At 61.1% G+C, this 21,641-nt stretch carries 22 protein-coding genes and 1 tRNA gene; 15 read left to right on the plus strand and 8 right to left on the minus strand.

What is annotated here, in order from left to right:
* Window positions 1-12 precede the first annotated feature (12 nt).
* Entirely contained in the window at window positions 13-924 is a 912-nt protein-coding gene (locus JJD66_RS06230) for a LysR family transcriptional regulator (protein WP_198715533.1), read from the plus strand.
* On the opposite strand, the gene JJD66_RS06235 is transcribed toward JJD66_RS06230, so the two are convergent.
* The gene (locus JJD66_RS06235; RefSeq protein WP_057975801.1) at window positions 921-1,826 is read right to left on the minus strand and encodes an AraC family transcriptional regulator; all 906 of its coding nucleotides are present in this window, start codon (window positions 1,824-1,826) and stop codon (window positions 921-923) included. The genes JJD66_RS06230 and JJD66_RS06235 overlap by 4 nt on opposite strands.
* A gap of 103 nt (window positions 1,827-1,929) precedes the next feature.
* Between JJD66_RS06235 and JJD66_RS06240 the strand changes: the two genes are divergently transcribed.
* The 5 genes from JJD66_RS06240 to JJD66_RS06260 are packed head-to-tail and all read left to right on the plus strand — an operon-like array spanning window position 1,930 to window position 6,335.
* Window positions 1,930-2,490 (plus strand): carboxymuconolactone decarboxylase family protein, encoded by a 561-nt coding sequence (locus JJD66_RS06240; RefSeq protein ID WP_054897387.1) that lies wholly within the window; start codon window positions 1,930-1,932, stop codon window positions 2,488-2,490.
* 39 nt (window positions 2,491-2,529) lie between these two features.
* Window positions 2,530-3,591 (plus strand): acyl-CoA dehydrogenase family protein, encoded by a 1,062-nt coding sequence (locus JJD66_RS06245; RefSeq protein WP_200647784.1) that lies wholly within the window; start codon window positions 2,530-2,532, stop codon window positions 3,589-3,591.
* Window positions 3,588-4,391, plus strand: a complete 804-nt coding sequence (locus JJD66_RS06250; protein ID WP_034127546.1) for an ABC transporter ATP-binding protein — start codon at window positions 3,588-3,590, stop codon at window positions 4,389-4,391. Before JJD66_RS06245 ends, JJD66_RS06250 begins: the two co-directional genes overlap by 4 nt.
* Window positions 4,378-5,577: an ABC transporter substrate-binding protein gene (locus JJD66_RS06255; protein ID WP_200647785.1), complete on the plus strand. Its 1,200-nt coding sequence runs from the start codon at window positions 4,378-4,380 to the stop codon at window positions 5,575-5,577. The genes JJD66_RS06250 and JJD66_RS06255 overlap by 14 nt, the downstream gene beginning before the upstream one ends.
* Window positions 5,574-6,335 carry an ABC transporter permease gene (locus tag JJD66_RS06260; protein ID WP_054897391.1) on the plus strand — a complete coding sequence of 254 codons (762 nt, stop codon included), beginning with the start codon at window positions 5,574-5,576 and terminating at the stop codon, window positions 6,333-6,335. Before JJD66_RS06255 ends, JJD66_RS06260 begins: the two co-directional genes overlap by 4 nt.
* A gap of 122 nt (window positions 6,336-6,457) precedes the next feature.
* Here the strand turns inward: JJD66_RS06260 and JJD66_RS28260 are convergent, their stop codons facing one another.
* The gene (locus JJD66_RS28260) at window positions 6,458-6,589 is read right to left on the minus strand and encodes a hypothetical protein (RefSeq protein WP_254914091.1); all 132 of its coding nucleotides are present in this window, start codon (window positions 6,587-6,589) and stop codon (window positions 6,458-6,460) included.
* Window positions 6,590-6,763: 174 nt separating this feature from the next.
* On the opposite strand from JJD66_RS28260, the gene JJD66_RS06265 reads away from it, so the two are divergent.
* Window positions 6,764-6,958 (plus strand): hypothetical protein, encoded by a 195-nt coding sequence (locus JJD66_RS06265; RefSeq protein ID WP_014718591.1) that lies wholly within the window; start codon window positions 6,764-6,766, stop codon window positions 6,956-6,958.
* Window positions 6,959-6,968: 10 nt separating this feature from the next.
* Here JJD66_RS06265 and JJD66_RS06270 read toward each other — a convergent pair whose 3' ends face one another.
* A complete protein-coding gene (locus tag JJD66_RS06270) occupies window positions 6,969-7,349 on the minus strand; it encodes a hypothetical protein (protein ID WP_034127544.1) in 381 nt (126 codons plus the stop codon).
* 238 nt (window positions 7,350-7,587) lie between these two features.
* Here JJD66_RS06270 and pvdQ point away from each other — a divergent pair, with 238 nt between their 5' ends.
* From pvdQ to JJD66_RS06290, 4 genes are all read left to right on the plus strand, one after another.
* Window positions 7,588-9,867: a bifunctional acylase PvdQ gene (pvdQ, locus tag JJD66_RS06275; RefSeq protein ID WP_198715536.1), complete on the plus strand. Its 2,280-nt coding sequence runs from the start codon at window positions 7,588-7,590 to the stop codon at window positions 9,865-9,867.
* Window positions 9,868-10,081: 214 nt separating this feature from the next.
* Window positions 10,082-10,155, plus strand: a tRNA-Cys gene (locus JJD66_RS06280).
* Between the two features lie 350 nt (window positions 10,156-10,505).
* Window positions 10,506-11,225, plus strand: a complete 720-nt coding sequence (locus tag JJD66_RS06285; RefSeq protein WP_234452168.1) for an META and DUF4377 domain-containing protein — start codon at window positions 10,506-10,508, stop codon at window positions 11,223-11,225.
* Window positions 11,226-11,443: 218 nt separating this feature from the next.
* Window positions 11,444-11,611, plus strand: a complete 168-nt coding sequence (locus JJD66_RS06290) for a hypothetical protein (RefSeq protein ID WP_168220174.1) — start codon at window positions 11,444-11,446, stop codon at window positions 11,609-11,611.
* A 50-nt stretch (window positions 11,612-11,661) separates the two neighbouring features.
* Here JJD66_RS06290 and JJD66_RS06295 read toward each other — a convergent pair whose 3' ends face one another.
* Window positions 11,662-12,603 (minus strand): aromatic alcohol reductase, encoded by a 942-nt coding sequence (locus JJD66_RS06295; RefSeq protein WP_200647786.1) that lies wholly within the window; start codon window positions 12,601-12,603, stop codon window positions 11,662-11,664.
* Window positions 12,604-12,699: 96 nt separating this feature from the next.
* Here JJD66_RS06295 and JJD66_RS06300 point away from each other — a divergent pair, with 96 nt between their 5' ends.
* The 4 genes from JJD66_RS06300 (at window position 12,700) to JJD66_RS06315 (ending at window position 16,739) form a co-directional block, all read left to right on the plus strand.
* Entirely contained in the window at window positions 12,700-13,149 is a 450-nt protein-coding gene (locus JJD66_RS06300) for a winged helix-turn-helix transcriptional regulator (protein WP_198715539.1), read from the plus strand.
* 122 nt (window positions 13,150-13,271) lie between these two features.
* Complete coding sequence (locus JJD66_RS06305; protein WP_034127532.1) at window positions 13,272-13,880, plus strand: LysE family translocator; 609 nt, start codon at window positions 13,272-13,274, stop codon at window positions 13,878-13,880.
* A gap of 923 nt (window positions 13,881-14,803) precedes the next feature.
* Complete coding sequence (locus JJD66_RS06310) at window positions 14,804-15,787, plus strand: GlxA family transcriptional regulator (RefSeq protein WP_050516238.1); 984 nt, start codon at window positions 14,804-14,806, stop codon at window positions 15,785-15,787.
* Between the two features lie 37 nt (window positions 15,788-15,824).
* Window positions 15,825-16,739: an ADP-ribosylglycohydrolase family protein gene (locus JJD66_RS06315; protein WP_200647787.1), complete on the plus strand. Its 915-nt coding sequence runs from the start codon at window positions 15,825-15,827 to the stop codon at window positions 16,737-16,739.
* Between the two features lie 3 nt (window positions 16,740-16,742).
* Here JJD66_RS06315 and JJD66_RS06320 read toward each other — a convergent pair whose 3' ends face one another.
* The 4 genes from JJD66_RS06320 to JJD66_RS06335 all read right to left on the minus strand — a co-directional run bounded on the left by JJD66_RS06320 (window position 16,743) and on the right by JJD66_RS06335 (window position 21,633).
* On the minus strand, window positions 16,743-17,990 hold the full coding sequence (locus tag JJD66_RS06320; RefSeq protein ID WP_200647788.1) for an NAD(P)/FAD-dependent oxidoreductase: 1,248 nt from the start codon (window positions 17,988-17,990) through the stop codon (window positions 16,743-16,745).
* Window positions 17,991-17,992: 2 nt separating this feature from the next.
* Window positions 17,993-19,558 (minus strand): aldehyde dehydrogenase (NADP(+)), encoded by a 1,566-nt coding sequence (locus JJD66_RS06325; RefSeq protein ID WP_200647789.1) that lies wholly within the window; start codon window positions 19,556-19,558, stop codon window positions 17,993-17,995.
* A 163-nt stretch (window positions 19,559-19,721) separates the two neighbouring features.
* Window positions 19,722-20,669, minus strand: a complete 948-nt coding sequence (locus JJD66_RS06330; protein WP_200647790.1) for a dihydrodipicolinate synthase family protein — start codon at window positions 20,667-20,669, stop codon at window positions 19,722-19,724.
* 37 nt (window positions 20,670-20,706) lie between these two features.
* Window positions 20,707-21,633, minus strand: a complete 927-nt coding sequence (locus tag JJD66_RS06335) for a 4-hydroxyproline epimerase (protein WP_105226922.1) — start codon at window positions 21,631-21,633, stop codon at window positions 20,707-20,709.
* Window positions 21,634-21,641 lie beyond the last annotated feature (8 nt).

The following is a 21,641-nucleotide window of genomic DNA, read 5'->3' on the forward strand; positions in this document are numbered from 1 at the left end:
AGGAGCATTCTCTTGGATCGTTTTAACGCCATGCGCGTGTTCACTCGGATTGTTGAATTGGGCGGGTTTGCCAAGGCCGCCGACAGCCTGCAATTGCCACGCGCCTCGGTGACGATCCTGATCAAGCAACTGGAGGCCCATCTCGGCGTGCAACTGCTGCAGCGCACCACGCGCCACGTCAGCCCGACCCTGGATGGCGCGGCGTACTACCAACGTTGTGTGCAATTGCTGACTGATCTTGAGGAAACCGAGGCGGTGTTCTCCACGCGGCGCCAGAACCCCCGGGGCACATTGAGCATCGATATGCCCTCAGGCATTGGGAGCTTGATTGTGATTCCGGCCTTGCCAACGTTCACCGCGCTGTACCCACAGATCGAGTTGGAGATCGGCCTCAATGACCGGCCAGTGGATCTGATTCGCGAAGGCGTCGATTGTGTGTTGCGCGGTGGTCCGGCCCTGGATGAATCGCTGGTGGCGCGGCCGTTGGCGATGATGGAGCAACTGACCCTGGCCAGCCCCGCGTACCTTGAACGCATGGGCACGCCCACTTGCCTGGAGCAGTTGGCTGGACACCAAATGGTCGAGTACGTTTCCAGCGCCAGCGGTAAACGTTTTGGCCTGGAATTTCTGCTGGGCAGCGAGTTGCATCCGATCAACCTGCCGAAAGTGGTTGCCGTGAACAGCTCTGCCGGTTACTTCGCTGCGTGCGAAGCCGGCTATGGGCTGATCCAGGCGCCTCGTTATCACGCCCTGCGCCAACTGGCCGATGGCACGCTGGTGCAGGTGCTGCCGGATGTGGCAGTGCCGAAGATGGCGCTGACTGCGTTATACCCGCCCCATCGGCAGTTGTCGCAGCGGGTGAGGGTGTTCGTCGATTGGCTAGTGCAGTTGTGCGCTCGGCCCGGCACCGGCTTGCAAGGCTAGGCTTGCGCTCTGCGATAGGCGCCAGGCTGTTGCCCGGTGACTTTATGGAAGGCTCGGGTAAACGCCGCCACCGATTGATACCCGGCCGCCAGCGAAACCTCGGCCACGGTCTGGTCCGCCTTGAGCAACCCACAGGCGTGGCGCATGCGGATCATCAGCAGTACTTGCCCGGGCGACTGCCCACACAGTTCGCTGAAGCGCTTGAAAAACGCCGAGCGCGACAACCCGGTACAGGCCGCCATGCTTTCCAGGCTCCAGGGCTCGGCGGGGCGGGCGATCAATTGCTCCAGCAAATGTGCGAACGCGGGTGCCCGGCCCAGCGCCGCCAGGCCGCCAAGCTCGGTGTTATCGAGCACTTGCTGGCGCAGCACATACAGGAACAGCAAGTGGCACAGGCGCTCAAGCAGCGCGGAAGAGGGCGCTGGGGTGCGTGCGCATTCTTGCAGGATCAATTCGAACAGGTTGCGTGCAGCCATCAGCGACGGGTCGCCGGCGCGCAGGATGATCCAGCTGGGCAGGGTGTCGACAATCAGCGTCGACAATCCGGATTGGAAGTGAAAGAAACCGCAGACTAATCCTACGCCGTCCGTGGCCGTGCTATCGAGAGGCAGCATCGAGCGGCGTGGGCACTGCTGGGCGCCGGCTGCCGTGGCTTGGCCGGAAAGCCTGAAGGCAAAGTCCCGCAGCAGGAATACCGCGTCACCATTGTTCAGGTGTTGGGGCGTTGGATCACCGTCGATATGCAGCCAGCATTCGCCTTGCACGATCAAGTGGAAGCTCGCCTGCGCCAGGCCATGGGTGCTCGCGTGCCAGTCACCGCAGTAACGGCCGACGTGAAACAGGCTGGTGTTGAGTTCGAGGCTATCTAATAACCAATCGACAAGTACATCGGACGAATTCATCTAATGGAAAGACTCAAGAGCAAGTAATCGCTACTTTAGCCTATTGAGCGCTTTTTTTAGAACCAACAGACTGGGGCATTCAAACCCAACAGGAGTCCACTTCATGTCCCGTGTACCGTTGCTCACGCCTGAAACCGCACCGGAAGCCGCCAAGCCCTTTCTGGAAAACGCGCTGAAAGGCTCGGGTTTTATCCCCAACCTACTGGGCGTACTGGCCAACGCACCGGCTGCGCTGGAAACCTACATCACCGTCTCCGGGTTGAATGCCAAGGCCGAGCTGAGCCTGGCCGACCGTGAAGTGGTGCAACTGATTGCCGCCACTACCCACGGTTGTGATTTCTGCGTCGCTGGCCACACGGCGGTTGCCCGCAACAAAGCCAAGTTGCCCGAGGAGGTGATCGAGGCCCTGCGCCGCCGGGGTGAGTTGCCTGACGCACGCTATGAGACACTTGCCGCGTTTACCCGTGAAGTGATCGCCACCCGTGGGGATGTAAGTGACGCGGGCTTTGAGGCGTTCCGCGCCGCTGGCTACACCGACGGCCACGCGCTGGAAGTCATCCTGGGTGTCAGCCTGGCAACCCTGTGCAACTTCGCCAACGTGTTTGCCCGCACCCCGCTGAACCCGGAGCTGGCGCAATACCGTTGGGAAAAACCGGCCAACTGATTCGGCGTTGGCCCACCTGCTGTAAAAGGAGAGACATGAATGCTTGACCCAATCTTGAGCCGTTGGCTCGATGTTCAAGCGCAGGCCCTGGACGTGGGCAGTTGCGATCCACAGGAAGTGCTACCACGGCTGGCAGAAGCCAATATTCTGAGAATCGGCGTGCCCACCCACCTGGGCGGCCTGGGCGGGGATGTGGCGGGTGCGGTCGAGGCCATCGCCAATGTGGCCAGCCATTCCCTGGCGGCGGCGTTTGTGTGCTGGGGCCAGCGCTCGTTTATCGAGTACTTGCTGCAGAGCCCCAATCAGCGCTTGCGCGAGCAGCTGATGCCAGACCTGCTCAGCGGCAAGTTGGCCGGCGCCACCGGGCTGTCGAATGCGATGAAGTTCCTGTCGGGTATCGAGACGTTGCAGATCAGCGCCGAGCCCAACGACCACGGTTGGACCCTCAACGGTCGCCTGCACTGGGTGACCAACTTGCGCAAGAATGGCTTTGTCGCTGCGGCGGCCATCGAGCATGCCGGGGGCGGCGCGCCATTTATCCTGGCCATTCCGGATTCGGTGGCCGGGTTGCAGCGCTCCCGCGACCTGGAGCTGCTCGGGCTGCAATCGAGCAACACCGCGGCGCTTGGCCTGGAAGGCGTGGAGCTGAGTCGCGAGTGGTTGCTGCACGAGGATGCGCGCACGTTTTTACCGGCGGTACGCCCGGCCTTTCTAGGCTTGCAGTGCGGCATGTCGATTGGTTTGGCGCGGCGTTCCCTGGCTGAAGTAGCCCACCATTTGGGCGCCAGTCGTACCGTGTTGCGCGACGAGTTGGAAGCCCTGCGCGTAACGCTGGATCATCTGGTCAGCGAGCTTAAAAAGGGGCTGTTGGCCGGGCGCTTTACCGCCGAGCCCATACCGCTGTTCAAACTGCGTATCGCCTTGGCCGAAACCGCCGCCAGCGCCGTACAGCTTGAACTGCAAGCCAGTGGCGGAAAGGCCTACCTTACCGCCCACGGCAGCGGTTTTGCGCGGCGCTGGCGCGAGTCGGCCTTTGTGCCGATTGTGACGCCCAGCCTGGTGCAACTGCGTACCGAGCTGCACCGCCAGGCCAGTCTATGAGCCAGGCGGTATTGACGGCCCAGGGCATTTGCCTGGGGTACGGCAGCGGGCCGGTGTTGCAAGGCTTCGACTTGCACTTGCAACCGGGTGAAGTGGTGTCGATCCTGGGCCCCAGCGGCGTGGGCAAATCCAGCCTGCTGCGGGTGCTGGCTGGCTTGCAGGTACCTCAATCTGGCCGTGTGCAGGTATTGGGCGAGCCATTGAGCGGCCCGCATCCGCGCGTGGTGGTGGCCTTTCAAGACCCGAGCCTGCTGCCTTGGTTGACCCTGGAAAAGAACGTCGCCTTTGGTCTGGATTTCGCCCGCCAACCGCACTTGAGTGGTGAAGAGCGCCGCCGGCGTGTCGACCACGCCATTGCGGCGGTAGGGCTGGAACCTGCGCGCCAGCAGTTCCCGGCGCAATTGTCCGGTGGCATGGCCCAGCGCACGGCATTGGCTCGCTGCCTGGCGCGTCAGCCACAAGTGTTGCTGCTCGACGAACCCTTCGGCGCCCTGGACGAAGTCACCCGCGCCGATATGCAGCACCTGTTGCTCAAGGTCAATCGTGAGCAGGGTTCGGCGGCGGTATTGATCACCCACGACATCGACGAAGCACTGCTGCTGTCGGACCGCATCCTGCTACTGGGTAACCGCCCGGCGCGGACGTTGGGCGAGTGGGCTATCGATTTGCCGCACCCTCGGGAAGAACAGGTCGAGGCCATCGGCGCGCTGCGTATCGAAATTTTGAAAACCTTACGGCAGGCGAGCCGCCCTCAACCCAACCCCCTTGAACAACAGGAGTTTACTTATGTGTCTGGATGACCTGGCCCACTCGCGCCGTGACTTTCTCAAACTCTCCGCCGTGCTCAGTGCCGCCGGCGCCTTGCCTCTGCTGAGCAGCCTGCAGGCGCGTGCCGCCAACGAGCCCGACGCGCCGGTGCGCATTGGCTATCTACCTATCACCGACGCCACGCCGCTGCTGGTGGCCCACAACAACGGCCTGTTCGAAGCCGAAGGCATCAAGGCCGAGCGCCCCGTGTTGTTGCGCAGTTGGGCCCAGGTGATCGAGGCGTTTATCTCCGGCCAGGTCAACGTGATACACCTGCTGTCGCCAATGACCGTATGGGCGCGCTACGGCAGTAAAGTGCCGGCCAAAGTCGTGGCGTGGAACCATGTGGGCGGTTCGGGCTTGACCGTATCCCCAGGTATTACCGACGTGAAGCAACTGGGTGGCAAGTCGGTGGCGATTCCGTTCTGGTACTCGATTCATAACGTGGTGGTGCAGCAACTGTTTCGCGATAACGGCCTCACGCCGGTCACTCGTGCCACCGGCAGTTCGATTGCTGCCAATGAGGTCAACCTGATCGTGTTGCCGCCGTCGGACATGCCTCCGGCTTTGGCGAGCAAACGCATCGACGGCTACATCGTCGCCGAACCGTTCAATGCCCTGGCAGAAAACCTCAAGGTCGGTCGCGTGCAGCGCTTCACGGGTGACGTGTGGCGCAACCACGCGTGCTGCGTGGTGTTCATGCACGAGCACGACCTGGCCAACCGTCCAGAGTGGTCGCAGAAGGTGGTGAACGCCATCGTCAAGGCCCAGGTGTGGACCCGGGACAACCGTGAAGAGGCGGTGAAGCTGCTGTCCAAGGATGGCCCGAACCGTTACACGCCCCATGCCGAGCCGGTGTTGAGCAAAGTCCTGGCGCCGGCGGCCAGCGACCGCGCCACCTATGTGGCCGACGGTGCGATCCAGCATGCCAACTGGGACGAGCACCGCATCGACTTCCAACCGTACCCGTTCCCCAGCTACACCGAAGAACTGGTGCGGCGCTTGAAGGACACCTTGATCGAAGGCGACAAAAAGTTTCTCACGGGCCTGGACCCAGCCTTCGTGGCCAAGGACCTGGTGGACGACCGCTTCGTGCGCAACGCGATCGAAGCCGTGGGTGGCATGCGGACCTTCGGTTTGCCGGATGGTTATGAGCGGCACGAGGAGATCGGCGTTTGAACAACAGCAGAATCCCCGGCTGGTGGCTGGGGCTGAGTGGCTTGGCGGGTTTGTTGGTGCTGTGGTGGTTGGGCGTGAAAGTGTTCGGCGAGGCCGATGGCCTGTCGGCGCGCTTTTCCCTGGCGGCCACCGCCAGCAGCTTGTGGGAATTGCTCGGGCGGGGTGAGTTGTACCTGCATATCGCCGTGAGCCTGAAGCGTATTTTCGTCGGGCTGTTTATCGCGTTGTTGGTAGGCGTACCCCTCGGGTTGCTGGTGGGCAGTTCGCGTAACCTGGAGGCGGCGACCACGCCAGCGTTCCAGTTTCTGCGGATGATTTCGCCGCTGTCCTGGATGCCGATCGTGGTGATGCTGATGGGCGTGGGCGACCAGCCAATCTATTTCCTGCTGGCCTTTGCCGCTGTCTGGCCGATCATGCTCAACACCGCAGCGGGCGTGCGTCAGCTCGACCCGCGCTGGTTACAGTTGAGCAAGAGCTTGAGCGCCACGCGTTGGGAAACCTTGCGCCGGGTGGTCATTCCTGGCGTGGTAGGGCATGTGCTGACCGGCGTGCGCCTGGCCATCGGCATCCTGTGGATCGTGCTGGTGCCCTGCGAAATGCTTGGGGTCAGTGCGGGGCTGGGGTATTACATCCTCGACACCCGTGATCGGCTCGCCTACTCGGAGTTGATGGCGATGGTGGTGGTGATCGGGGTGCTGGGGTTTGCGCTGGATGCGTTTGCGCGTTGGTTGCATCGACGGTGGGTGCATGGCGGCTAAGTGGTTGAAACCGGCGTCGGGGTTCCGAACCCGCCTGACGAGTAGGTAGTGTCGATACAGTAACGCGTGAAGCCCCCAAGCGTGCTGCACGCGTTGTGCACGAAGCGTTATCCGGATGCAGATCAGCGGCGTTGGTAACCGCCACCACCCTCATAGCGGTGATCATGCCAGCCCCCGCCGCGCGGGAAGAAGAAACAACCGCCCAGGCTCAGCATGATCATCAGTGGAACCAGCAGGATGAGTCGTCGCAGCATTTCACGGTTCTCCAAGGGGTATTCGCAAGGCCTGTCAGGCGGAGGGCAAGCCAAAACTTTTCATCGCCTGTAACATAAGACCCTGCCGAAACCGCGCCATCCCCGTGACTGGGTATGTGCTTGGCATGCACGGCGATACACAGTGGATACATTCTTCAGGTTCAGGAACTCGTCATGACCCAAAAGCAACGCTTGAAATACTCGCTTCTGATTGCCCTGGCTGTACTGGGCGCGATGTTTGGCCTGTCTTATCTGCAGAACACAGGCGTGATCAGCGAAAAAACCTTCCAGTACCTGGCCATCGCGATTGCCGTGGTCGTCGTCGTGATCAACGGCATCATGCGCCGCAAGGTCAAGCCTAACTTCTGACGGGCGTCAGTCAGGCACGACCTTCGAGTACCTTGGCAGCCTCTTCATGGAGGCTGTAGCTCTTGTCAGCGTTGAGGGTGATCACGCCCTCGCTGCATAGACGCTTGAGTACCTCGCGCACGCTGAGAAACGACAACGGAATGCCCAGCTCCAGCAAGTGGCTGTGCACGCCGCGGACCCCGAGGGTGCGCTGGTTGTCGGCGGCGGTGAGGAGGGCGTCGATGACCTTCAGCCGGATCAGGCTGGTGCGCAAACCGAAACACTTGAGTAAATGGCGGATGCGCTGGTTGCCCTGCTGTTCGGGCGCGTTGCCGAATGCCCGTGCGTCGTTGCCATAGTGGGTATCTGCGGCCTTTGAATGTCCATCCGTGGGCACTTGCGGGTTATACATGCAAAAACTCCTTTTCAGAGCCTGATCAGGAAAAAGATGGTGCTCTTGGGTAATAAGACGAACGAGTGACGCAAATCATGAAACGATGGATGTAGAAAATTTGTCGGTATCAGGTTTGTCACATCCCCTGCGCCGTCGACAGGCAACCTTGTGCGGCTAAATTATTCCCGGCCATGTGCGTTCTTACGGTGGGGTAAACATCCCTCGTGAGGCTGTTCAATTTGACTGTGGAGTCGGCGTGATTATTTCCAAGGGGTTGTCCAGAGTGGGCGCGACAGGGCTGTTACTCGCCTTGAGCCTGGCCGTATCGGCACGCGAGCAAGTGACGCAAACGTCGGCGGATATACGGCGTACCAGTTATGGCGTGCCGCATATTCGCGCCTCTGATGAACGTGGCCTGGGGGTGGGTATGGGTTACGCCTATGCCCAGGACAACCTGTGCCTGCTGGCCAATGAAGTGGTCACGGTCAATGGCGAGCGCGCCAGGTTTTTCGGGCCGGACCAGGCGACCCTGGAAGAGCGCAACAACCTCGCCAGCGATGTGTTCTTCAACTGGTTGAATACACCCGAGACTGTGGCGGCGTTCTGGAAAGCCCAGACGCCCGAGATGCAACAGCGCATCGAAGGGTACGTGGCCGGCTACAACCGTTATCTCAAGGATAAGGGCGCACCCGCACAGTGCCAGGCCGCGTGGGTACGGCCCTTGGTAGTGCAAGACCTGGTGAAGTTGACCCGCAGGCTATTGGTAGAAGGGGGCATCGGCCAATTCGCCGAAGCCTTGGTCGGGGCAGCACCACCGCAGGCCACCGCGAGTGTGCAGCCCGGTGCCAAAGCCTTTGCCATGGCCGCCGCCAACCAGCAACGCTTCACGCTGGATCGAGGCAGCAATGCCGTTGCCGTGGGCCGTGACCGCTCATTCAATGGCCGTGGCATGCTGCTGGCCAACCCGCATTTCCCGTGGGTGGGCGGCATGCGTTTTTACGAGATGCACCTGACCATCCCGGGCCAGTTGGATGTGATGGGCGCCGCACTGCCAGGGCTGCCCGTGGTGAACATCGGTTTCAACCAGCATGTGGCGTGGACCCACACCGTGGACACGTCCAAACACTTCACCCTGTACCGCCTGACCCTCGACCCCAAGGACGCCACCCGTTACCTGCTGGACGGCAAGTCCATCCCCCTGGATAAAACCGCCGTAACGGTACAGGTCAAGCAAGCCGACGGCAGCCTCAAGGCCGTGACCCACACCGTCTACAGTTCGCAGTTCGGCCCCGTGGTGCAATGGCCGGGCAAGCTCGACTGGGACAACCACTACGCCTTCAGCCTGCGCGACGCCAACCTGGGCAACGACCGGGTGTTGCAACAGTGGTACGCCATGAACCGCGCCGGTAGCCTCAAGGAGCTGCAAACCTCAGTGCATACCCTGCAAGGCATCCCCTGGGTCAACACCCTGGCCGCCGATGACCAGGGCCAAAGCCTGTACATGAACCTGTCGGTAGTGCCCAACGTCAGCGCCGCCAAGCTGGCAAAATGCAGCGACCCACGGGCCGGCCTGCAAATGATCATGCTCGACGGCGCCCACAGCGCCTGCGCGTGGGACATCGACCCGCGCGCGGCCCAGCCGGGTATCTTTCCGGCCGACCAGTTGCCCCAGTTGCAACGCACCGACTACGTGCAACACTCCAACGATTCCGCCTGGATGGCCAACCCCAAGGCGCCGCTAAGTGGCTTTTCGCCGGTGATCAGCCAGGACAACATCAGCCTCGGCCCGCGTGCGCGCTTCGCGCTCCAGCGCCTGCAAACCCTTGAGCAGCGGCCGATCACCGTCACTGATCTGCAAGACATGGTCATGGACAACGAGGTGTACCTGGCGGGCCAAGTCATGCCCGACCTGCTGACGTTCTGCGCCAAACACCTGGGCGCTGACGCCGCTACGCTACAGCCGCTGTGCACCAGCCTGAAAAACTGGGACCAGCGCGCCAACCTCGACAGCGGCGTCGGCCTGGTGCACTTCATCAACCTAGTGCAGCACCTGCAGCAAATCCCTGACGCCTGGCGCGTGGCCTTCGACCCGGCCCACCCCCTGACCACCCCTAGCGGCCTCGCCATCGACCGCGCCCCGGTCGCCAAGGCCCTGCGCGCAGCCATGCTGGCCTCCAGCGCTGAGGTCAGCAAACTGGGGCAGACCCGCTGGGGCGATATCCAAGTCTCCGGCCAAACCCCCATCCACGGCGGCCCGCAAGAACTCGGTATCTACAATGCCATGCAAACCGTGCCCCGCGCCGACGGCAAGCGCGAAGTCGTCAGCGGCACCAGCTACCTGCAAATCGTCAGCTTCGACGACAAAGGTCCCAACGCAGTCGGCGTCCTGGCATTCTCCGAGTCCAGCAACCCGGCGTCCGCCTATTCAAAGGACCAGACCCAAGCCTTCTCCGAGAAAAAACTGCGCCCATTGCCCTTCACCGAGGCCCAGATCAAGGCAGACCCGCACTACCAAATCCACACAGTGAAGGAGTAGGGCAGAGGCGCAACCCCTTGATGTCAAGGCAGAATATTTTTTGAAATCAAGGGGTTGCAGGCCTAGGCAAATGAGTACATAATGGCGCCCATCGAACGCAACGAAGCATTAAAAACTTCAATGTATTCAATGAGTTAGAGTAGAGGCAGGCTTCACGTAGCCCACTCAAGTTTGTATGCGGTGAATGTCAGCAACCAGGGCATTGATCGTTTGAGGCCGAGTAGCAAAATGGTTATGCAGCGGATTGCAAATCCGCCTACGCCGGTTCGATTCCGACCTCGGCCTCCACTCTTGGAAACCCCGTAGATTAACGTCTACGGGGTTTTTTATTGCCTAAAATGCAGCAATACCACCACCGCCCTGATTCCGTGAAACTGATCGAAGCAAATGATGTCCGATTGCTATCGGCCAAGGAAGAGGTCCGCCAAGCGCGCATTGGGTCTACGCTCAGTAAAGCCTCAAGCGACCTCCTCATGCCGGTTTAGCCGCGCGCTTATCCTGCCAGCGCAGGATAACGCCCGCACTCATCAAAGCTGACAGAGTGACCCATGAAACAAAAAATTCTTCTTGTAGCCGTGTGTGCTGCACTCATCCAAGGCTGTGCCGCCCCTTCCAAAAGCCATGAAGAATCACCTTCAATGCCTACTACCTCAGCCGCTGTAGCCCAGCCAACCTTATCCGCTTACGACTGGAACCTGGTCTCGGCAACGGACGCGTCGGGCAAGCCTCTTGTGGCGATGAACAAAGGCATCGAGCGCAAGTTGCGCGTTGCCTTCGGTGACAAGAACCTGAGCATCAGCGGTGGCTGCAATCGTCAGTTCGGCGGCTTTCACTATCAGGACGGGGTTCTGAAGGTTCAGCCACTGGCCTCTACGCTGATGGCCTGTGACAAGAGCCTGATGGACCTTGATGCCCAGGTAGGGCGGCTGTTCAAGGGCGATCTGCGCGCTGTGATCACCGGCGATAACGTGGCGCCGATGCTGCAACTGACGACAACGGATGGCTCGGTGCTCAAGCTGCAAGGCGAGGCCACCCCGCAGACCCGCTACGGTAGCGAGGGTGAGGTCAAGTTTCTGGAGGTGGCGGCCAAGACGGTCAAGTGCAGCCATCCTTTGATTCCAGATTATCAGTGCCTGCAAGTGCGCGAGCGTCGCTATGACGACGCGGGCCTGCAACTGGCGACCCAAGACACCTGGCATCCGCTTTACCAGCCTATCGAAGGCTTTGTGCATCATGACGGCGTGCGCACTGTGCTGCGGGTCAAGCAGTACGAATGGAAGAATCCGCCAGCGGATGCGCCTTCGACGGTCTATGTGTTGGATATGGTGGTCGAGCAGGACGCTTCTGGCAGCAAGTAAGCGAACACAAACCCCGTAGATCAGCGTCTACGGGGTTTTTTATTGCCTGTGATTTAGACGTGTTTTCGACGAGTGACATGTCTAGATCAAGGGTTCTGGGTCGATCAGGGGTTGTCACGTGCGGATTTGCCGACTACCCTGAAAATGTTTGAATTATTACAAACAATTTCGGTGTGGCTGTTTTTTAGGTCATACGGCTTCAGGACGAGGAACGAAAAATGTTTTCACATGAAGGTACTGCACTAGAGCTGTTGGTCTTGGTTTTTGGCGTCACTGGGTTATCGTTGATCGCCTGGTTTATTCACCATCAATACGAGCTCAAGTCACGTAAGCATGTAAAAAAACAACATGTTTCTGGCCAGCAGCGTGAAGCTCAGAGCCGCTAACCGTCCCTTCACCCGTGCCAGCCTTTACGGCTGGCTTCAGCATCCGCTTTTCAATGAACTGCAAGGTTTTCCCGAGCCCACTGCTCAGCAGTGGTGACAGGAATCGATTGTTGCTCGTTGAACGTGGCCGCCTTAGGCCAGGCCACACCTTTGCCTTGTGCGAATACAGTACGGTACTTCTTGATGTGGTGCGTGGGGTCTTTTTCCAGTGCCTGCATGAGATAGTCAACCGTCCACACGTTGCGTTTGAACGGGCGATCCAGAACGCGTTCCAGCATGCTCGCAACCTGCCCATACGTGACGGTGTCGCCGGCGAGATAGACAATCTGATTGCGCATGCGCGGTTCGAAGAACACGATTTGCGCTGTCAGCGTACCGATGTCGTCCGGTGTCGTGAGCGTCACGCTGTTCTCGAGGCTGCCCAGGGCGTTCACTGTGTTGTTGTCGAAGTCGACAACCTCGAACACCGGCTCGAACAGGAAGCTGGTGAACATGCCTGTCGAGATGATGACCCATTCAGTGTTGTCCTGGGCGCGCAGCAACTCACGCACATCCAGTTGGGCATCGAACAGATCCTGGGGGCTGCCCCGGCCAATCACTTCGAAATCCACGCCAAACTGCCAGGGGAAGTAGCGCTTCACGCCGGATTTGAGCGCGGCGGTCGCCAGCTTCATCGGGGTTTCTCGGCCCGCGACCATGCCCGCGCAGCCGATCACGGTATCGAAGCGTGCGAAGACCTTGGCAAGTTGATCGATTGAGTCGTTCACCAGATCTGCGGCGACCATCTGGATGCCCAGGCTGCGCAGCTCATCGACCTCTGCCTTTTTCTTTGGCTCTTGAGTCTTGATGGTCGACTCCCTGAGCAACACGCTGATGGTGGAGCCGGGCGCGCGGTTGGCTTCCCGCGCCAGGTTGTGTAAAACCGGCAGGCCGAGTTCGCCGGCACCTAGAACGAGGATCGATTGAGGGGGAAGTGGGGTCATTTCAGGCATGATTTCTCCGCAGACCTGTTGGCGATAAGATGAGCCCATGCTGGCACGATTCGGCAGCGCTCATAAGAAGGCACACGTGTGATACCAGGGGTAGAAATGACCGATCAAGAAACGCTCAGCCAGGCAGAAGTTATCTGCCAGTCGCTCAGGGAGGAGGACGATGGCGTCAGGCGTGAAGTTCTTGCACACGCCGGTAGCCGCTGGGCATTGGGCATCCTGCATGCCCTGGGTGTGTACGGTGCAATGCGTCATGCCGAGATAAAACGACAGATGACGGGTGTGACTCAGCGCATGTTGACCAAGACGCTTCGTACCATGGAGCGCGATGGTTTGTTGGTTCGGCGCGAGTTCGGTGAAATTCCGCCACGCGTCGAGTACGAGCTGACGCCCCTGGGCCGAGAGCTTTTGATTCGCATGTCGCCTATCTGGACCTGGGTGGTGGAAAACGTGGAGGACTTTCGCAAGGCTCGGCGTATTTTCGACAGTCAGGAGGGCAAAAAACCGGCATGGCAGGTTCCCACACCGGTTCCCGATGCGCCTCGGTAAGCGCTACTTCTCGATGAAGGCTTTGCAAGTGTACGCCTCGATCCATCCCTAGCTGTACGGGGCGCAGCGCGCCATAACCCCCTACTGTCGCAGGCACATCACCACCGCTTGGATGCCGCGCCATGATCATGTCTACCAGCCTGTTATCAGCTTTCGTGCTGTTCGCGTTTGTCTCTTCGATCACCCCTGGGCCCAACAACACGATGTTGCTGGCCTCAGGCGTGAATTTCGGCTTTCGCCGTTCGATGCCCCATGCACTGGGGATCAGTATCGGCTTCATGCTCTTGGTGATCTGTGTGGGGCTGGGCTTGGGCGAGGTGTTCAAGCTGTTCCCATGGGCCTATACGCTGTTGCGGTATGTCGGCGCCGCGTATTTGTTGTATCTGGCGTGGAAGATTGCCAATGCGGGCGGCATGTCTGATAACCCGGATGAACATGGCAAGCCGATGACCTTCCTCGGTGCGGCGGCCTTCCAGTGGGTCAACCCCAAGGCGTGGATCATGGCGCTGGGGGCGATCACCACGTACACGCCGGCCGAGGGTTATGTCACCAATGTGCTGGTGATCGCCCTGGTGTTTGCGGTGGTCAATTTGCCGAGCGTGTGCGTATGGGTGGGGTGTGGCAGCGGCTTGCGCAACTTGCTGCGTGAGCCGCGCTGGTTGCGGATGTTCAACTGGTCCATGGCCGGGCTGTTGGTGCTGTCGCTGTATCCGATGCTGTTTGTGGGCTGAGTCGGGCGTAGGTAACCACGATGCGAAGCGAGCCGCTCTTGCTCTTGATCTTGATCTTGACCTGCTTTTGATCTGAAGCGCCCCGTTAAACCCCGCTGGCCGGAATTCGACAGGGATTTGGGGGGTAAACCGGCAGGGATGCCGGTTTAGCCGCCCCGCGCCATGGATGGCGCGGGGCGGCGGCCCCCCAAATCACTGGCGGATTACGGGCACACCGAGCCTAAGCGAGGTGCCGAGTGGTGGGGCAAGAGCGCTTTGGTTACTTTCGCGCTTTTCGAAAGTGACCCGCCGTCAGGCGGAACCCTAAGTGGCCGTTACCTCAGCAATGGATATGTACACAATCCAACTGTATTGACCGCCAGGCCGCCTTCGCGAGCAAGCCCGCTCCCACAGTTGGATTGTGGGGTGTCAGGTAGAGAAGTGTCGGCTGATAGGCCGCCATCGCAGGCAAGCCAGCTCCCACAGTTGGATTGCAGGGTGTCATGGAGATAGGCGTCGGCTGTCAGGCCGTCACGGTAGCAAGCTCCCTCGCCACACTAATGCGGGCTTAGACCGGCGAGATGGTCGCCAACATGCCGATGCCAATGGTCAATACCAAAAAGCCGAACAGGAAAATTGCCATCTTGGTCATAAGGCCTCCGAGGGGAAGGGGACGACAGGAGTGTCGGGATGGGGCTATTGTCCGCCTCAAGCGGTTTTCAATACAGGCGCAGATCGAAAAGAAAAAACCGTATCAGATCACCGCGCAGCGCCTGGGCCGTGGCTTTTGAAGCGAACAGTTTTTATCAAGATCAGTGCAATGGCCGCTGCCAGCCTCGAGCGTCACCTGAGACAGGCACCGCATTTGCCCCTAAGATAGCGCCCACTGCACAACAATAAGCGTGGGCCGACCCTCGATGGAAAGACGCCAGTTCAGCGGTGGCATGCAAGGCAAGAACCTGCGCTACCTCAGTGATAACCCCCAGCAATCAACCTCGGTCACCCGTGTCGGTTTTTTGCTGCTCGAACACTTCTCCTTGCCGGCCTTCACCCAGACCCTCGACACGCTGGTGACCGCCAACCTGTTGCGCCCCGATCTGTTCGCTACGCGCACCTTCGGGTGGGGTGAGGGCGAAGTGATCAGCGACCTGGGCCTGGTCATTCGCCCGGATGCGAACCTGATGCTGGCGAGCTTGCAGGACTTGGACCTGTTGGTGATCTGCGGTGGTTTTCGCACCGAACTCAAGGCGAGCGAGCCATTTATCCAATGGCTGCGCAGTGCGGGTGAAGCGGGCGTGCGCCTCGCCGGTTTGTGGAACGGCTCGTGGTTCCTCGGGCGTGCGGGGCTGCTGCAGGGTTACCGCTGTGCCATCCACCCCGAACATCGCCCGGCGCTGGCCGAAGTGTCCAAGGCGGCGCAGGTCACCAGCGAACCCTACGTGATCGACCGCGACCGCCTCACCGCGTCCAGCCCCTCGGGGGCTTTCCATATGGCCTTGGACTGGATCAAGAGCCTGCATGGCAAAGCCTTGGTCGAAGGCATCGAAGATATCCTGGCGTTCGAAGAGTCGCGCTACCGCCGTATCAAACCCACTGAAAACATGTGTGTCAGCGCGCCGTTGCGCGAGGTGGTGAAGTTGATGGACGCCAACCTCGAAGAACCCCTGGAACTCGATCAACTCGCCGTCTACGCCGGCCGTTCCCGCCGCCAGTTGGAGCGCCTGTTCAAAGAACAACTGGGCACCACGCCGCAACGCTACTACATGGAACTGCGCGTCACTGAGGCGCGACGCCTGTTGCAGCACACCGAGTTATCCCAAGTGGATGTGCTGGTGGCGTGCGGGTTTGTCTCGCCGAGCCATTTCAGCAAATGCTACAGCGCGTATTTCGGCTATCGCCCCTCCAAGGAGAAGCGGTTGGTCAAGTAGCCTGGCGGGTGTAGAAAGATTTTCACAAGGAGTGGCAATGGACATCACGCTTTTGGATCGTTATCGCGGCAGCCTACTTGGGCTGGCGTGTGGCGATGCTGTAGGGACGACGGTTGAATTCATGCCCCGCGGCAGCTTTTCTCCGGTGACGGATATGCTAGGCGGCGGACCGTTTAGCCTCAAGCCTGGCCAATGGACTGACGATACGTCCATGGCACTGTGTCTGGCCGAAAGCCTGTTGCGCAAAGGTGGTTTTGACGCGATGGACCAGATGGGACGTTATCTGAATTGGTGGAAGTGGGGTTACTTGAGTTCTACCGGAGAGTGCTTTGATATCGGCATGACGGTTCGCGAAGCTCTGGAGCAATTTCAGCAAAGTGGCAACGCTTTTGCGGGCTCAACGCATCCGTATTCGGCCGGCAATGGTTCAATGATGCGTCTCGCACCTGTCGTGTTGTTTTACTTTCCAGATAGGGCGGACATCCACCTGTTTGCCGAGCAAAGCTCGCGAACTACGCATGCCGCGCATGAGGCTATCGAATGCTGCCTGCTGCTGGCCGAGGCTATCAGCAATGCCCTGAGCGGCGTGCCAAAGAAGCACGTGCTGAGTTTTTCCCACACCGCGCTGTCGGCTCCTAAGGTCAAGGCTATCGCCTCTGGCGACTATCGCGATAAAACCTCTGCTCAAATCGTTGGCTCAGGTTATGCGGTGGCTTCGCTGGAGGCCGCATTCTGGTGTTTCGATCAGACCTCCAACTTTGCTGAAGCGATACTGGCCGCCGCCAACCTTGGGGATGACGCAGACACTACTGCCGCAATCGTTGGGCAACTGGCGGGGGCGTATTACGGCGTCCAGGCTATCCCTGTCGGTTGGTTGAACAAGCTATGGATGCGCGATGAAATCCAAGAAACGGCTGATGCGTTATTCAGCACTTCGCGCCTACCACAGTAAGGTTCAGAAACGATCCAGCCGATAAGGCTGTAGTTCTGGCACCTGCTCACCCGCAGCAAGTTGCCCAACCCGCTCGGCCGTCACCGCCGCTTGTGTCAGCCCCAGGTGCTGGTGACCAAATGCAAGCAGCACTTTGCCGTCGCACACCCGGTCAATGATCGGCAGCGAGTCGGGCAGGGAAGGGCGAAACCCCATCCAGGGCGTGGCTTCGCTGTCGCTCAGTTCGTGTCGGAACAACCCTTTGCTCAAACGGTGCAACTGCCAGGCCCGTTGCATATTGGCCGGGCGGTCGAGGCCGGCGAATTCGACCGTGCCGGCCAGGCGTAGGCCACCGGTCATGGGCGTCATGATGAATTTTCGCTCCAGCGAAGTGACCGCGAAGGGCAGTCGTTGTTGTTCGTGGGGCAGCATCAGGTGGTAACCGCGTTCGGTGTCCAGCGGCACTTGTTTGCCGGTGAGAGCTGCGGTGAGTTTGGCCGAGTGGGCGCCGCAGGCGATCAGCACCTGCTGCGCTGTCAGTACGCCTTGGTCGGTCATCAGGGAAACGCCGCTACCCTCCAGCCGTCCGTCCAGAACGCGCTGCTGAAGAAATTGCACCCCCTCAGCCTTGGCCGCGTTCACCAGTTCGCCAACCACCGTGTACGGGTCCAGAAAGTGTCCGGTAGCGGGGAAGAACAACCCGCCTTGTATGGCGTCGCTCAGTTGCGGCGCAGCCTTGCGCACCGCATCGCCGCTCCAGAAGTCCACTGCGACACCTTGCTGGGTCATGCGGTGCTGCAATGCATCCAGTGCTGTGCGGGATTCGGCGCGCTCAAACACCAATAGCGAACCGTCTTCACGCAGCAATTGCGTTTGACCCATCGATTGCAGCAAGCGTTGCCACGCGCCCAGGCTGCCTTCGTTCAGCGCGCGAAGGCCTGCCACGGTGCGCTGGTAACGCGCTGGCCGCAGGTTCAGCAGCAGGCGTATAAACCAGGGCAGGGCGCGGGGCAGGTAGGCCCAGTCCAGGCGCAGCGGGCCCATGGGGTCCAGGAGCATGGCGGGCAAGCGCTTGAAGATCGACAGGTCGGCGATGGGAAACACCTGTTCCGTCGCCAGATGGCTGGCGTTGCCGTAGGAGGCGCCCATGCCGGGTGCCTGCGGGTCGAGCACGACGACTTGGCGGCCTTGGCGTGCCAGCTGCAAGGCGCAGGCGACGCCGATAATGCCGGCGCCGACTACTACGATATCTGCTTGCTTGGGATCGGCCATGATTATGCTTCTCGCTGGCCGTCGAGCAGGCGCCGCAACCGCAGCGGGTTGTCGTGCTGCAGCGCGGCGGGCAGTAAGGCGTCCGGGAAGTCCTGGTAACACACCGGGCGCAGGAACCGCAGAATTGCCGCCGTGCCCACCGATGTGCTGCGCGCATCCGAAGTCGCTGGGAAGGGCCCGCCATGCACCATGGCGTCGCACACTTCTACGCCGGTCGGCCAGCCGTTCACCAGCAGGCGCCCAGCCTTGCGCTCCAGCACCGGCAGCAATGCCCGCGCCTGTGGCAGGTCGTGGTCATCCATGTGCAGGGTGGCGGTGAGTTGACCTTCCAGGTGCTCGGACACCTGGCGCATTTGCTCGACATCGCAGCATTGCACCACCAGTGAGGCGGTGCCAAATACTTCGGCTTGCAGGTGTTCATTGCTCAGGAACGCCTCGGCCTGGGTCACGAACAGATGGGCCTGGCCCTGGTTCGGCCCGGTCGCTGGCAAGCCCTTGGCGGCGACGTTGGCGTGCTGGGCCAGGGTCTTCAGGCCGGTTTCGTAGGCGCTGAAGATGCCCGGTGTGAGCATGGTCTGGGACGGGCAACGCGAGAGCCGCTCACTGGCAGACTGAATAAAACGGTCCAGAGCGGCGCCTTGCAGGGCGATCACCAGGCCAGGGTTGGTACAGAACTGGCCGGCGCCTTGGGTCAGCGACGCGACGAATCCTTCGGCCAAGGCTTCGCTCCTGGCTTCAAGCGCGGCAGGAAACAGGTACACCGGGTTGATCGAGCTCATTTCCGCGTACACCGGGATCGGCTCCGGGCGTGCCTGCGCCGCTTGGCACAGGGCAATACCGCCACTGCGCGACCCCGTGAAGCCCACGGCCTTGATGCGCGGGTGGCGCACCAATGCGATACCCACCTCGTTACCCGCACCATAGAGCAGTGAAAACACACCCTCCGGCAAGCCACAATCTTTCACCGCCTGGGCGACGGCGCGGCCCACCAGTTCGCTGGTGCCGGGGTGCGCGTTATGCGCCTTGACGATCACCGGGCAACCGGCGGCAAGGGCCGATGCGGTATCGCCGCCCGCCACGGAGAAGGCCAGGGGGAAGTTGCTGGCACCGAACACGGCTACCGGGCCCAGGGCGATATGGCGCTGGCGCAGGTCGGCACGGGGCAGGGGTTGGTGCTGTGCTGTATCGACGCGCACGTCGAGCCATTCGCCCAGGCGCACGGTGCGGGCAAAAGCGCGCAGTTGCCCGCAGGTACGGCCGCGTTCACCTTGAAGGCGTGCGTGAGGCAAGCCGGTTTCGGCGCAGGCACGCTCGATCAACTCATCGCCCAGGGCTTCGATGTGGGTGGCGATGGTTTCAAGCAACGTGGCGCGATCTGCCAAGGTGGTTTCGCGGTAAGCGTCGAACGCGGCCCACGCCAGTGCGCAGGCCTGGTCGACGTGCTGCTCATCCCCGCCGGCATAGGCGGGTTCCAGTGGGGTGTTGGTGGCGGGGTTGATCGCTCGGATCGCATCGCAATGGCCGCAAATGGATTGCTGACCGATCAGCATCTTGCCTGTCAGAGTCATGGGGACATCCTGGAAAACAAAAGAGGTGTTGTAGGAGCGAGCTTTTGTGGCGAGCAAGCTTGCTTGCGCTGGGGTGCGAAGCGCCCCCAATAAAAGCCGGAGACTGCTGCGCAGTCAGCGGGAGCAAGCTCCCTCGCCACAGCAAGCTCGCTCCTACACAAAATCAAGCGACGTTCTGTTCGGCCGACCAGTTGGCATACCACTGGCGGAACAGCGCGTACTGCTGCTCGGCATACCGGCGCTGGGCAGCGCTGAGCCCGTCGGTTTCGTTGAAGTGCAGGGCGTAACCCTGGTCGCCGTTGAGCACCATCAAATGCTTGTAATACAGCACCAGGTCGCAGCCTTCGTCGAATGACGACAACACCGCCAGCGCAGCTTCCAGCTCACGGGCCTGGCGACGCGCCTTGGCATCGCCCTTGGCGGCTTTTTTGCTCAGGGCCACCAGTTGCAGCACCTCGCGCGGCAGTGCATTGCCGATGCCGGTAATGGCGCCGGTGGCGTTGCAGTTGACGAAGCCGTGTACCACCTGGGTGTCGACGCCGACCATCAGGGTCACATCATCATCCTGGGAGGTGATGTTTTCGGCGGCGTAGCGCAGGTCGGCGGCGCCGCCGAACTCCTTGAAGCCGATCAGGTTCGGGTGCTCGCGGCGCAGTTCGAAGAACAGGTCGGCGCGGGTGGCGAAACCATAGTAGGGGCTGTTGTAGATCACCGCCGGCAGGTTGGGGGCGGCGTTGAGGATTGCTGCAAAGTGGGCCTTTTGCGCAGTGACCGAAGCCCCTCGGGACAGCACGCGGGGAATCACCATCAAACCATCGGCGCCGACTTTGGCGGCATGGGCTGCGTGGGATACGGCTTCACGGCTGTTCACCGCACCGGTGCCGACGATGGTCGGCACACCCGCAGCCACCAGGCGCGCCACGCCTTCCTGGCGCTGGGCCTCGGTGAGCAGCGGCCAGTCGCCCATGGAACCGCAATACACCACGGCACTCATGCCGATGTCGATCAGCTCGCGGCCCTTGGCCACCAGTGCGTCGAAGTCCGGTTGGCGCTCGGCGGTGCAAGGGGTCATCAGGGCGGGCATGCAGCCGGTGAAGATGTTGTCGCTCATGGTGCTAACTCCGGTTTCAGTTGAATGAATAATGGGCTCAGATGCCCCAGGCAAACGGGTCTTGTTCGTCGATCAGCAAAGTGCTGTCGGCGGTCATGTAGGCGCGGCCGGTGATGAATGGGCGTACGCGTTCGCCGTCCCATTCATAGCGGCCCAGGAATTGGCTGCCGGTGATGCTGGCTTGTACCCAGGGTGCTCCTGCGGCCAGTTTTGCGTCGGCGGCCAGGCAGGCGAGCTTGGCGCTGGTGCCGGTGCCGCAGGGGGAGCGGTCATAGGCTTTGCCGGGGCACATCACGAAGTTGCGGCTGTCGGCGTGGGCGTCGTCGGCGAACAGTTCGATATGGTCGATCAGCGCACCATCTGCGCCACGGATGCCTTGGGCTTCGAGGGCCTTGAGCATGGCCCAGGTGTAGTCGGTCAGGGCCTCCACGTTATCCATCTGCAACTCATGGCCGTGGTCCGACACCAGGAAGAACCAGTTGCCGCCCCAGGCGATGTCGCCCAGCACCACGCCATGCCCAGGCACTTCAACCGGCACCTGCTTGCGATAGCGGTAAGCGGGCACATTGCGCAGGGTCACGCTGCCGTCTTCGTGCAAGGTGGCCGCGACCGGGCCGACCGGCGTGTCAAGGCTGTGCACGCCCGGTTGGATCAGCCCCAGGTGGTGCAGCGAGGCAACCAGGCCGATGGTGCCGTGGCCGCACATGCCGAGGTAGCCGGCGTTGTTGAAGAAGATCACCCCGCAGGTCGCCCCCGGCGTGACTGGCGCGCAGTACAGCGCGCCCACCAGCACATCGTTGCCCCGTGGCTCCAGCAGGCAGGCGCGGCGCCATTGATCGTGGTGGGTGCGCAGGTGTTCCAGTTGGTCGGCGATCGTGTCGCCAACCAGCGCGGGGAAACCGCTCATGACCAGGCGTGTAGGTTCACCGCCGGTGTGTGAGTCAATCACGTGCAGCCGTTTCATAAGGCGCT

It is taken from the genome of Pseudomonas sp. MF6751 (genome assembly GCF_016613265.1).
GTDB classification, from domain to species: Bacteria; Pseudomonadota; Gammaproteobacteria; order Pseudomonadales; family Pseudomonadaceae; genus Aquipseudomonas; species Aquipseudomonas fluorescens_BV.

Bases quoted from the DNA above. Each gene is read 5' to 3' on its own strand.
- JJD66_RS06330 (WP_200647790.1), bottom strand. From the start codon at position 20,669: ATGAGCGACAACATCTTCACCGGCTGCATGCCCGCCCTGATGACCCCT.
- JJD66_RS06310 (WP_050516238.1), top strand. From the start codon at position 14,804: ATGCAAGGCAAGAACCTGCGCTACCTCAGTGATAACCCCCAGCAATCA.
- JJD66_RS06295 (WP_200647786.1), bottom strand. From the start codon at position 12,603: ATGCCTGAAATGACCCCACTTCCCCCTCAATCGATCCTCGTTCTAGGT.
- JJD66_RS06265 (WP_014718591.1), top strand. From the start codon at position 6,764: ATGACCCAAAAGCAACGCTTGAAATACTCGCTTCTGATTGCCCTGGCT.
- JJD66_RS06290 (WP_168220174.1), top strand. From the start codon at position 11,444: ATGTTTTCACATGAAGGTACTGCACTAGAGCTGTTGGTCTTGGTTTTT.
- JJD66_RS06300 (WP_198715539.1), top strand. From the start codon at position 12,700: ATGACCGATCAAGAAACGCTCAGCCAGGCAGAAGTTATCTGCCAGTCG.
- JJD66_RS06320 (WP_200647788.1), bottom strand. From the start codon at position 17,990: ATGGCCGATCCCAAGCAAGCAGATATCGTAGTAGTCGGCGCCGGCATT.
- JJD66_RS06255 (WP_200647785.1), top strand. From the start codon at position 4,378: ATGTGTCTGGATGACCTGGCCCACTCGCGCCGTGACTTTCTCAAACTC.
- JJD66_RS06285 (WP_234452168.1), top strand. From the start codon at position 10,506: ATGCCTACTACCTCAGCCGCTGTAGCCCAGCCAACCTTATCCGCTTAC.
- JJD66_RS06315 (WP_200647787.1), top strand. From the start codon at position 15,825: ATGGACATCACGCTTTTGGATCGTTATCGCGGCAGCCTACTTGGGCTG.
- JJD66_RS06335 (WP_105226922.1), bottom strand. From the start codon at position 21,633: ATGAAACGGCTGCACGTGATTGACTCACACACCGGCGGTGAACCTACA.
- JJD66_RS06325 (WP_200647789.1), bottom strand. From the start codon at position 19,558: ATGACTCTGACAGGCAAGATGCTGATCGGTCAGCAATCCATTTGCGGC.
- JJD66_RS06240 (WP_054897387.1), top strand. From the start codon at position 1,930: ATGTCCCGTGTACCGTTGCTCACGCCTGAAACCGCACCGGAAGCCGCC.
- JJD66_RS06235 (WP_057975801.1), bottom strand. From the start codon at position 1,826: ATGAATTCGTCCGATGTACTTGTCGATTGGTTATTAGATAGCCTCGAA.
- JJD66_RS28260 (WP_254914091.1), bottom strand. From the start codon at position 6,589: ATGCTGCGACGACTCATCCTGCTGGTTCCACTGATGATCATGCTGAGC.
- JJD66_RS06270 (WP_034127544.1), bottom strand. From the start codon at position 7,349: ATGTATAACCCGCAAGTGCCCACGGATGGACATTCAAAGGCCGCAGAT.
- JJD66_RS06250 (WP_034127546.1), top strand. From the start codon at position 3,588: ATGAGCCAGGCGGTATTGACGGCCCAGGGCATTTGCCTGGGGTACGGC.
- JJD66_RS06305 (WP_034127532.1), top strand. From the start codon at position 13,272: ATGATCATGTCTACCAGCCTGTTATCAGCTTTCGTGCTGTTCGCGTTT.
- JJD66_RS06245 (WP_200647784.1), top strand. From the start codon at position 2,530: ATGCTTGACCCAATCTTGAGCCGTTGGCTCGATGTTCAAGCGCAGGCC.